Annotated in this window: 10 protein-coding genes; 2 read left to right on the top strand and 8 right to left on the bottom strand. The window is 56.8% G+C overall.

The window, feature by feature from the left end; all coding sequences use genetic code 11:
- Positions 1-2 precede the first annotated feature (2 nt).
- The 5 genes from AB4072_RS07990 to AB4072_RS07970 all read right to left on the bottom strand — a co-directional run bounded on the left by AB4072_RS07990 (position 3) and on the right by AB4072_RS07970 (position 5562).
- Positions 3-1424: an O-antigen ligase family protein gene (locus AB4072_RS07990; protein WP_441966913.1), complete on the bottom strand. Its 1422-nt coding sequence runs from the start codon at positions 1422-1424 to the stop codon at positions 3-5.
- The gene (locus AB4072_RS07985) at positions 1421-2782 is read right to left on the bottom strand and encodes a GumC family protein (RefSeq protein WP_441966912.1); all 1362 of its coding nucleotides are present in this window, start codon (positions 2780-2782) and stop codon (positions 1421-1423) included. The genes AB4072_RS07990 and AB4072_RS07985 overlap by 4 nt, the downstream gene beginning before the upstream one ends.
- Before the next feature lie 52 nt (positions 2783-2834).
- The gene (locus tag AB4072_RS07980) at positions 2835-3695 is read right to left on the bottom strand and encodes a glycosyltransferase (RefSeq protein ID WP_441966910.1); all 861 of its coding nucleotides are present in this window, start codon (positions 3693-3695) and stop codon (positions 2835-2837) included.
- On the bottom strand, positions 3692-4414 hold the full coding sequence (locus AB4072_RS07975; RefSeq protein WP_441966909.1) for a sugar transferase: 723 nt from the start codon (positions 4412-4414) through the stop codon (positions 3692-3694). Before AB4072_RS07975 ends, AB4072_RS07980 begins: the two co-directional genes overlap by 4 nt.
- Positions 4415-5346: 932 nt before the next feature.
- On the bottom strand, positions 5347-5562 hold the full coding sequence (locus AB4072_RS07970) for a DUF6894 family protein (protein WP_441966907.1): 216 nt from the start codon (positions 5560-5562) through the stop codon (positions 5347-5349).
- Positions 5563-6051: 489 nt separating this feature from the next.
- Between AB4072_RS07970 and AB4072_RS07965 the strand changes: the two genes are divergently transcribed.
- Positions 6052-6918, top strand: a complete 867-nt coding sequence (locus AB4072_RS07965; protein WP_441966906.1) for a LuxR C-terminal-related transcriptional regulator — start codon at positions 6052-6054, stop codon at positions 6916-6918.
- Between the two features lie 40 nt (positions 6919-6958).
- Here the strand turns inward: AB4072_RS07965 and AB4072_RS07960 are convergent, their stop codons facing one another.
- The 3 genes from AB4072_RS07960 to ilvC all read right to left on the bottom strand — a co-directional run bounded on the left by AB4072_RS07960 (position 6959) and on the right by ilvC (position 10035).
- Entirely contained in the window at positions 6959-7636 is a 678-nt protein-coding gene (locus AB4072_RS07960) for a Crp/Fnr family transcriptional regulator (protein WP_441966904.1), read from the bottom strand.
- Between the two features lie 34 nt (positions 7637-7670).
- Positions 7671-8672, bottom strand: coding sequence for an NAD-dependent epimerase/dehydratase family protein (locus AB4072_RS07955; protein ID WP_441966902.1), 1002 nt, complete (start codon positions 8670-8672; stop codon positions 7671-7673).
- Positions 8673-9006: 334 nt separating this feature from the next.
- Positions 9007-10035: a ketol-acid reductoisomerase gene (gene ilvC, locus AB4072_RS07950; RefSeq protein ID WP_441966901.1), complete on the bottom strand. Its 1029-nt coding sequence runs from the start codon at positions 10033-10035 to the stop codon at positions 9007-9009.
- Between the two features lie 274 nt (positions 10036-10309).
- On the opposite strand from ilvC, the gene AB4072_RS07945 reads away from it, so the two are divergent.
- Positions 10310-10858 (top strand): DUF924 family protein, encoded by a 549-nt coding sequence (locus AB4072_RS07945; protein WP_441966899.1) that lies wholly within the window; start codon positions 10310-10312, stop codon positions 10856-10858.
- The last annotated feature ends 2 nt before the right edge of the window (positions 10859-10860 follow it).

Raw genomic sequence — 10860 nt, 5'->3', positions numbered from 1 at the left:
TCCTATCGGTAGGATTGCGCTGCGTAGGAAAATGCGTGTCCGGCACGTGGTTGCGGGACGTCGGACGTCTTGTCGCCTTCGCGGACGATGGCCCAAAAGAAAACAAGCGTGAGCAGCACCGGCGTCGCGAACAGCTCGACTTCGCCCAAGCCATTCAGCACCAGATACACGACAATCAAGTCGCGTGTCAGGTCCGGCCGAACGAAAAATCGTGCGAAGAGAATGGCCAGCAAAGCGAATCCTGGAATGGAACCCAGGAACCCAAGCGAAAGAAGGCTCTGCAGGAACATGTTGTGGGCATTGACCGCATTACCGTTGAAGGCCGGCCGAATGCTTCGCGCGATCAGATCTTCGGTTCCGTTGAATCCCCATCCTAGAAGCGGCTTCTCGGCCCATCTTTGTAATGCGACATTCCAAATTTCGGTGCGCCCCGTCAGCGTGAAGATCTCGTCGGAAATGCCGGTACGACTGAAGCTCCCGAGAAAGCTCTTGATGAAACCCGGCCCTCCGAGAGCGATGGCAAGCACCAGCACAGCAAGGGCCCCAACCGTGAGAAAGGCGACGGCTGGGCCAAAACGGCTTTGGCGCAGGAAGATCAGTCCACCCGCAGCTCCGATAGCGAGAAGCGCGGTTCTGCTTTGTGCGGCGAAGAGGACGAGAACGCCAACAAGAACCAGCGTGGAGAAAAGAGGTAACGAGATCAATCGCCGATGGTAGTTGATCACCGCAAGCACGATGAAGATTCCGACTTGCTGACCGAGGACATTCGGATGTCCGGATAACCCACGGAAGCGCCACGTGGTCTCTTCAACGGAAGGAGGCAGCCACGCGATGTCCGGAACAACGAACATGGCCGCTATCGAACAAACGATGTAGGCAAGAAGAGACCACATCATGACGCGAAGCGTGACGTCTTCACCGAGGTCGACGACCAGCATGCAGGCCAGCGCGATATAGGCAAGCAAGCCGAAAGCACTCGCAGCGGAATATGCTGGCACCTCCGACCACATCGCCGATACAAACGCCATGCAAGCGTAGGCAAGCGCGAGCGATATGACCGGCTCTTTGAAAAGAAAGATAATCTCGCGCCACCGCAGCACAGCAATAGTGACAACGGCCGCCCATGTCGCGAACTTCGTTCCGTTCTGCCAATCGAGACCGACCTCTCCCAATGGCCGAACCCGGAAGTTGAGACTCAGGAAGAAAACCGTGAAGAACAGCAGGAGCGCTATGGCGCGCGCGTTTCCCTGAACAGCTTTGATGAAGACGAGTCCGCCCAAGGTCGCGCCGACAAGCAGAAGCGGAACGGCGTAGACGAAATTGCCATACGTCGCCGCCTGCGTGAGCAGCATGACCCATCCGAGCGCGATAACCGTCGGCAGCCAGACCAACGGTAGACGGCCCGAAGGTGGCCGTTCAATCATGCCCGCCCCCGCACGAGATCGGTCACGGCCGCCGTAACCGGTCGCCAAATCATGACGAGCCCGGCGAGGGTCGCGAGAAGCAGCGTTCCGACGGCAGCGAGGAACGGATCCGGAGAGACGGCGCGGAGCGGTGTCTCGGGCAGAGCGAGAACCTCGATATCGGGCCGCAAGGCATCCGCGCGCGCGGTCTGGTCCCGCAGGCGCGTCAAGGCCTCGTCGAGAACCGTTTTGTCGATCGAGGACTCACGGCGCAACTCATCGAGCTTGATTTCCGCTTCGCGCCGCTGCGCGATAGCACCGCGCAGCGATTGGATTTCTTGCTGCAACAGCGCTTCTCTCTGGGCCCAGCTTTGTGCTTCCACTTCCGCGGCTTGCCAGATGCGATTGGCCTCGGTCGTGATCTCGTTGTTGATTGCTTGAAGATCGCGCGAAAGAATGACGGGCTTCGCGAAGGTAGCGGCAAGGCTCTCCTTCAATCGCTGAATCGAAGGCGATGCCAACACATCGGGCGATTGCTCGAGCAATCCAGCTTTTTGCATTTGAGACAGAGCCAGGGCGCGCGTCCTTGCTTCGATGACGCGCGCACGAACCTGTGCCACTTCCGTGCTCAGGGACGTGACCTGCTGCTCAAGCGCGATCTGCGCCCCGCTATCGATCAAATTCGATCGCGCCATGAATTGGTTGACCGCCTGAGACGAAGCCTCATATTTGGAGCGCAAGATCGCGACACGCTCATTGAGCCAGCGGGTCAGAGCATCGATGCTCTGGCGTTTGCGGGAAAGCTGATTGTCCACATAGGCAGACAGAAGCGTAGAAGTCATCGCGGCAGCCTTCGCAGGGTCGGACGACCAGTACCCGAGCTTGACCGTGTACGAGCGCCGATCGCGAGAGACATTCAGATGCTGCTGGAGCTTCTGCCGCATCTCTGCCTGTACCTGCCCCCCACCGCTGGAGGATTTGAACCACCGCGTCCAGCTGCGCAGCCGCCCGTTGAACTCCGGATCGTCGATCAATCCGTGTTTATCGATCACTGTGGCTGCAATCGCCGGCGAACTAATGACATCGACTTCAGATTGGATCGCGTTCTCGTCCAGGGATTGTCTCAACGCTGGTGCGCGATCACCACGCCCCTCCTCATCGGCTGGTCGCAGCACGAAGGTGGCGTAAGACTCGTAGCGGCGCGGCAACAGCGGCCATACGACCGCCGCCGTCAGCACGACAACCGTGAAGCCGATCATGAACCGTTGGGCATGCATGCGAAGATCGTCGCGCAGCAGGTTGCGTTTTGCCGGACGTTTCAGCCATGCGCGCGTGGTCGTATCGAGAGACATGTTGAACCTGGGGGTAATCTCATCCATGGTCGCTTCTCGGCTTTCTGTTTCCCAAGATGCTGGGCGTCTTGCGAAAATGTTAGGTGCGCGCCAACGCATAAAGTTGTCGTCTCACAGGCCCCGAAACCAGGCGGAAGACTGCGTACATCGGCGTAACGACCATAAACTGACGGAAGCTCAGGAAACCTGAGGTCAGGCAATCGATACGGAAGCGGATTTCCTTGAGACAATATCGCAATCCGCCACGTCTGCTATGCAGAGCCGCACCCGTTCGAACCCGGACGAGCACCTTCGGAATGACATGGAACCGGGCACCGCTCTGCGCCAGCCGCACGAAGAGATCGTAGTCTTCAAGCATGCCATATTGTGCTCGATACCCCCCTACGAGACGAAGGCGGTCGGCTTTGACGAGCAGCGTGGGATGGACAATCACGTTGCGCCACCGCAGCGCACTCAAGACAGCATCGTGACTGACGGGAGAGACCTTGAGTCGAGACGGGGAACCGTCGTCGAAAAACTCCTCGCTCCACGAAGAAATGACGTCGAGATCGGGATTCGCGCGGGCATAGGCCAACTGCACCTCGATGCGCTGCGGATCACAGAGATCATCGCTATCCATGCGAAGAATGAAATTGCCGGTGCAGTATTCAAGGCCCGCATTCATCGCACAGGCCAGGCCGGACGCCTTGTCCAACCGGACCAACTCGAACGAAGTTACACGCTGATCGTTGCAATAAGCCGCGATGACGTTTTCCTGTGCCTGGTCCACAGGCCCGTCCACGACCAGCACGATCTGATCGGGCCGACGGGTTTGTTGATAGAGGCTTTCGAGGGAGGCTCTAAGATTGCCCGCGATTTCCTTTGCATAGGTCGACATCAGAACACTGACGGTCGCTTGCCAAGGCGCGCGGTGAGGAATTTCGGTCACGGTCGCGCTCATCGGGCACCTCGGCGCGACAGCACGACGAGCGGAGTGCGGAAGAGGATTTTAAAATCGAGGCCCAGGCTCCAATCACGCACATAGCGCTCATCCAGAGACACACGCATTGCGTATCCCACATCGTTGCGCCCGCTGACTTGCCAGAGGCCAGTGATTCCCGGGCGAACGCTCTTATAGAGGTCCAGCACGTTTCCATAATGAGCCAGCTCCCCGGTGGTCACCGGACGGGGACCGACGAGACTCATCTGGCCGAGGAGCACATTGATGAGTTGCGGCAACTCGTCGAGACTCGAGCTCCGCAAGAACTGGCCGATCGCCGTAACGCGCGGATCGAATGTGAGCTTCTGATCTCGCTGCCACTCGATCGCGGCATGGGGGTGAAAGGAGAGATACTCGTTGAGACAGTTTTCGGCGTCGAGGATCATGGTTCGGAATTTGAGGCATCCGAACACCTCACCGCCGCGCCCGATCCGCTTATGTGCAAAGAAGACAGGACCGCCGTCTATCGCAACCAGCAATGCGATCACCGCCAGCAACGGAAGCGCGAGGAACAGTAATAGTAAGGACCCGGTGATATCGAACGCCCTTTTCACTCCCTGCAACGCCCAGCGAAAACTCAAATCGGCGGGCATGAGAGATTCAACAAAAGAACCGCCCCCGCTGGATACCTCCTGAACAAGAGCCGACGATACGGCGGGCGGAACAAGCTTGCTATTCATGTATAATCCCTCCTCAGGGATCCTCACGCCTACGAAATACAATACATCTATCAGAGAGCGATTCGCTAAAAAGCGCCGTTCTCTGAATTTCGACAGATCAAATTTTGTTTATTGCGGACTTCTTGTTGAAACAAAACTTATCTCATCTTTGGCAAAAGCTTTGGCTTGAAGCTTTGCCTTTCTGAAATATTGATTTTTGACCATCTGAAGCAATGTCAACAAAGTGGTATCCGCCTTATGGAAACAACACGCGGGACGCGTAGTTCTTAAAGCGCAGCTTGATTGAATTAGGGGTACTCCTTTCGGTGATGGGAGTGTTTGTACCGGACGAGGTGTCATTCCGTAAAGGAAGGATCAAATGTCCTCTCGTTCGAGGCGAACATGCCGGAAAGCAAGGGAGAATTAGCCCCTTGATACCTCCAAGGTACTAGCGGGTAATCCCAATCCGCAGTGGTTTGTAAATTGCCGGCCGCCTAAAGTTCGCAAAGCGCATTGGCGAGGCTCATCTAGGGTGAAATTGCACCTCTCTTCACTGCGAGTCTTCACTGCGAGCTGAATGGCTATTCGAATCGGGCAGTGCCCTTTTTGGAGTGACAATCGGAAGCGTCGATCATCGGATCTTCGAACAGGAGCTGATCGTTAAGCGTCCTGACAACGAGATCCTGTGGCCGGCAACAGACAGCGGGATGGATCCCGCTCATTTTATCGGAAAGTTCAACGGCAATAAAAACGAACGGCCGTACTTTCTATCCATTGGAGCTAGGCGGGCATCATTGACGGGAGCCGGCTCGATGAGCGGTCAGGGCAACCCAGGTCCCAACGAGAAGCGGTCAAGCGCCGATGGTATCCGTCGTCATGTGATTAAAGTGCTCAGTCAACTGTCCCCGGCATCGCGAACCGGGTCCGCGACAGAAGACTCCTCAAGCGATCCATCAACTCAGATCGACGGTGAAAAGCGTCCGCCCGACGGAATCGACGACCTGTAGCTGCCAGTCTTCCCAATTGCCGATGGCATCGCCGATCTCTTCACGCATCTCCGCGATAGCATGGAGAGCCTGAACACGGGCCTGAACGATGTCCTCGACCTCTATTCCTACTGGATCCGGAATAATCTCGTCCTCTCGTACGAGATTGAAAAAACACCGCATCTTCAAAAGCAGAGGCTCCTATTCTGCGTGCGGCGGAATCATGATCGATTGCGACCACCTCCTGCTCCCTCCGAACAGGCAGTATTCTGTGTAATTGCCTCGTTGCACCCTGTCCAGCAACCGGGAGCGGCGCGAAAGCGGTAGAGCCTCAGCCGAGAGCTGCTCGCTACAAAACGTCGCAATTTCAAAAAAATTGCGCTGCTGCAACGATCGGCTTCATTGAAATTTCCTCAATCAGTCAATGTATATGCCGATTCAATCAACCTGCCTTAGAGACTCGCCGCAATCAAAAATTGAACACACACCGGAATCCTATCCTTTAGTATAAATTGGGAACGTATACCGGCGGAAAGTTATTCATATGCGTCCTGCAAACCGACGTGCTCGTTGACGCAAGCAACAATTTGCATATTTAAACGTTTGTACGGGAGCGTACCTTAGGTTACCCTTTAGTTAACGTGGATAAACGCTTGAAACGTTGTTTCAAGATTGGGCCAGAAAGGCTCTGATATGCGCAAGTATAACGATCAAATTACACTTGATGGTCCGATGTTGCCATCCGCCTCTATTCCACGCCGCCGGTCCACGGATATTTCTCCGATAGAATTTCCGCGGAGAGCGCAAGCTCCCCAACAAACAGCGACATTGCTCGTCGAGCCCAACATGCTCTTGCGTGAGGGCTTGGCGCGCATTCTGTCCGAGACGCTATATAGCGTCGTTTCTTCGTCGACGAATTTCAATGATCTGAGCGAAGCTCGGATACCCCCGGGATGTAATCCGATGCTGATCATCGGCACATCCAGCCGGAATGCGGACTTCGTGACCGATGTCCAAGCCTTCAAGGAAGCACAACCCAGTGCGAAAATCGTTGTCTTGGTCGATGTCTATGATCTGAAGCAGGTCCAGGCCGCATTCCACGCAGGTGTCGATGCTTACCTCCTCAAGACGATCAGCTGCGAGGCTTTGATCAAGACACTCGATCTGGTGATGCTGGGCGAACCAGTTTTCCCGGCGGCTGTTCTTGTGTTGGGTCAAGAAAAGACTCCGATGCAAGCGCACCACGCCAACGGTGCCACCAACGGCCATGATCGTCTGGCAACCAATGTCGAGTTTTCCGATCTGACCGGCATCACCGAACAGCAGCAACTGGAGCGTCTTTCGTCCCGAGAGACGGTGATCCTGCGTTGTCTCATGGACGGCGAGTCGAATAAGCTCATCGCACGCAAATTCGACATCGCCGAGGCGACCGTGAAGGTTCACGTAAAGGCGATCTTGCGCAAGATCCGTGCGAAGAACAGAACACAGGCCGCTATCTGGGCCGTCAACCACCTTCGTCAACAGCACGCACACGCTTAAGCCCGTAGCATACCGATACCATAACGATGAGATCGGGCGATCAGACCGTATAAGCTTCGCCCGCAATCTCTATCAGTTTGCTTCGGTCGAGAATCTCGACGACGGCGCGCCTATGCTGGATAAATTTGGCGTCGCTGAATTTATGAAGCGCAACAGTGACGCTCGCGCGGCGAACGCCGAGCGTCAGCGCAAAGAACTCCTGCGTCAGTGGAATCTCGTCCTCGTCGAGGCGATCTTGCGCCATGAGAAGCCATCGCGCCAAGCGTTCGCCGATGCTGCATCGGCCATTGGCGAAGGCTGCCTGTTCCAACTGTGAAATAAAAGATCGAGTGTACAACAAGATTTGCTGCCTGAGAGCAGGAATCCGCTCTATTGCGAAGAGTAGATTCTCGGCTGCCATTCGTTGAGCGACACCGGCAACCTGAACGAAGCAATCATGGTGCGCGTGTGAAGCACCAAGAACGAGAGGAAGCCCGACCATCCCCTCGCGACCGATGAGGGCCACTTCCATTTGAGATCTCGGACTCCCGGCCATGACAGAGGCGAAGCCCTTTTCGATGAAGTAGACATAGTCCGTGCGTGTCGACGGTCTCGCGAGATTGTCGCCGACGGCAAGGCGAACAAGCTCGAAGTGAGACCACAGGCGTTCGAGATCGGCTTCTGGAATTGCTGAGAGAATCTGGTTTCGGGAAAGCGCCTCTCGGTCCGGGAGCCTCATAGCGTCCACCTATTCGAAGAGAGTGCGGTTCACCTCAGACGGATCGATAAGGCATCGGCCAGCGAGCCATATCGGCGACAGTGCTCGAGCGAAGCCCCTGCGGTACCAGGCGCACCGACGGAAGCAGCGCCTCCAACCCAACCAGCAGCGGCGTTTTGAGTTTGAAATTCAGTAATGCGCTCAGGCGTGACGGATCGCCGACCGAGGTCAAGATGTCTCCGGCACGGGCCGGGCCATTGATCACCTCGAGCGGCCTGTGAAGAACCTGCGAGATATATTCCACGAGCGTCCGGATAGTCGTTCCTTGTCCGGTGCAGACATTGCTCACATCGGCCGCAATGTCGGTTCGATTCATCAAGCGGCGCATGGCCGCGCAACAGGCTGCAACCGCGTCACCCACATAGACGAAATCCCGTGTTTGCCGCCCGTCCCCATGAATGAGGATCGGTTTACCTTCGAGCGCTCTCTGCATGAAGATTGCAATGACGCCGGAATAGGGTGAGCCCGGATCCTGCCGTGGACCGTAGATATTGAAGAACCGGAGTCCGAACGAATTGAGTTTTCGCACTCGCGCGCCCGCATAGGCGTGCAGCTCCATCGCGAACTTATCAGCGCCGTAGGGAGAGATAGGCCGCTTCTGATCTTCCTCTTCAATGGGTGTGTGTGCAGCATCGCCATAAATGGCTGAGGACGATGCGTAGACGACAGGCAGAGCCTTCTCCGAAGCCAATTCGAAGAGGCCGATGGAAGCGGAGAGATTCACCGTGTGCGATGTGTGCCATTGCCTTGAGCATTTCGGGACGGACGCAATCGCCGCGAGATGGAATATTCCATCGCAGCCTGCCGCAACCTTGCGCAGGAGAGCCCGATTGCGAACATCCCCGACAACGAGATCGGCGGTCGTCGCGAGATTCTCGTAGCGTCCGGTGGACATGTTATCGAGGACAACCACATCGGCGCCGCCCGCGATCAACGCGTCGACCAGATGCGAGCCTATAAAGCCACACCCCCCCGTGACGAGATATCGCTCCGCCATGCCGCCATCCTCTGCAGATCGTCAATGAGCTGAGGTCAAGAAACGGCCAAGAGATCAATGTTTCAGATCAATCCGCATGGTCAATTAGCTTTGCTTGCCTCAACTGAATTTAACGCCGCGGAAGCGTTGCCACCAAGTCTCTACGAAGGAGTACCCCTTTCGCCAGGAAGGATACTTATTTCGATGACCCGCAAAGAGTGGCGATGCGGGCATTTCTCGCTGCAGTCAAAATTCGTTACTTCAAAACAAAAAAGGGGCGGCCGGAGCCACCCCTTTCAACTATGCCGCGGAACCACGTTCGAGCGAACGTGAGCGCGGTTTGAGCCGTCCGGAATCAGTTCCGGGTTTTGTCGACGAGTGCCTTGGCCTTGATCCAGGGCATCATTTCGCGAAGACGTCCGCCGACCTCTTCGATCGGGTGCGCGGCGTTGCGAGCGCGGGTCGCCTTGAACGAGGTCTGGTGGACCTTGTTTTCCAGCATCCAGTCGCGGGTAAACTTACCGGTCTGGATGTCGGTCAGAACGCGCTTCATCTCCGCCTTCGTATCGGACGTGATAATGCGCGGGCCGGTGACGTACTCACCGTACTCGGCAGTGTTCGAGATCGAGTAGTTCATGTTCGCGATGCCGCCCTCGTAGATGAGGTCGACGATCAGCTTCACTTCGTGCAAGCACTCGAAATAGGCCATCTCGGGGGCATAGCCCGCTTCGACGAGGGTCTCGAAGCCGGCCTTGATGAGTTCGACCAGACCGCCGCAGAGCACGACCTGCTCACCGAACAGATCGGTCTCGCACTCTTCCTTGAAGGTCGTCTCGATGATGCCGGCGCGGCCGCCGCCATTGGCGGAAGCGTAAGACAACGCGATGTCATGGGCATTGCCGGTCGAATCCTGATGGATCGCGATGAGGGTCGGCACGCCGCCGCCGCGTTGATACTCGGAGCGCACGGTATGGCCGGGGCCCTTCGGGGCGACCATGAGCACGTCGAGGTCCTTGCGCGGCTCGATGAGGTTGAAGTGAACGTTCAGGCCATGGGCGAAGAGGAGCGCTGCGCCATTCTTCATGTTGGCATGCAGATCGTCACGATAGATGTCGGCCTGGAGTTCGTCCGGCGTCAGCATCATCACGACGTCGGCCCACTTGGCGGCCTCGGCCACCTCCATGACCTTCAGGCCTTCCTTCTCCGCCTTGGCTGCCGAAGGAGAACCCTTGCGGAGCGCAACGGCGATGTCCTTCACGCCGGAATCCCGGAGGTTCAACGTATGAGCGTGCCCCTGGCTGCCATAACCGACAATGGCAACCTTCTTGCCCTTGATCAGGTTGATATCGGCGTCGCGATCGTAATAGACGCGCATGGTCCTCAAGTCCTTGTCTATGGGGATTTTCGCCCCCGCCCTTCGTTTCCGCCGCGCACCCACTCTCGATGGTCACGCAACATTCGTGTTTTCCAGCGCCGCTTGTAGCGAACAAAGCTGCGCTGGCAAGCTATCGTTTGCAGGAAAAATGCGGGGCCTCTCTGCGTTGAGTGCAGGGCAGGACCAGCCTTGTTCTACGAACGATCAGAACACCGAGAGTTCAAATTGGCTCCCAGGCACTCTAGATTGATGGGGAAGATCCGTAGCCGATGGGACAAACCTCATGCAGCGCCTTGCCACTCCCGATGAAACTCTTGCCTTCTGGCGAGAAGCGGGACCCGACAGGTGGTTTACGAAGCACGACGACTTCGACCAAGCCTGCCGGGACCGGTTTCTTCCCACCTTCGAGGCCGCCGCGAGGGGCGATCTCGACGAGTGGGAACTGACCCCTGACGGGGCGCTCGCCCTTATTCTCCTTCTCGACCAGTTCCCACGAAACATGTTCCGAGGAACCCGCGATGTTTACAAAACCGATCCGGCTGCCGTTCTCGCGGCCGAAAGGGCCATCGAGAAAGGCTACGACATGAAGGCGGAGCCGGAGCTCCGCCAATTCTTCTATCTTCCCTTCATGCACTCAGAGAGCCTGAGGCATCAGCAGCGTTCGGTCGCCTTGAACGAAGCTCTCGGCGAACCGGAATCCGTCAAATACGCCCACCATCACCATGACATCGTCGCCCGCTTCGGCCGCTTCCCCCACCGCAACGGCATTCTCGGACGAGAGATGACGCCGGATGAGGAAGAGTTTTTGAAAGTGAACGATTTCAGAGGGTGAGG

The sequence above is a fragment of the Microvirga sp. 2MCAF38 genome (genome assembly GCF_052115485.1).
Classification (GTDB): Bacteria; Pseudomonadota; Alphaproteobacteria; order Rhizobiales; family Beijerinckiaceae; genus Microvirga.
This window is presented reverse-complemented; position numbering and strand designations above follow the sequence as displayed.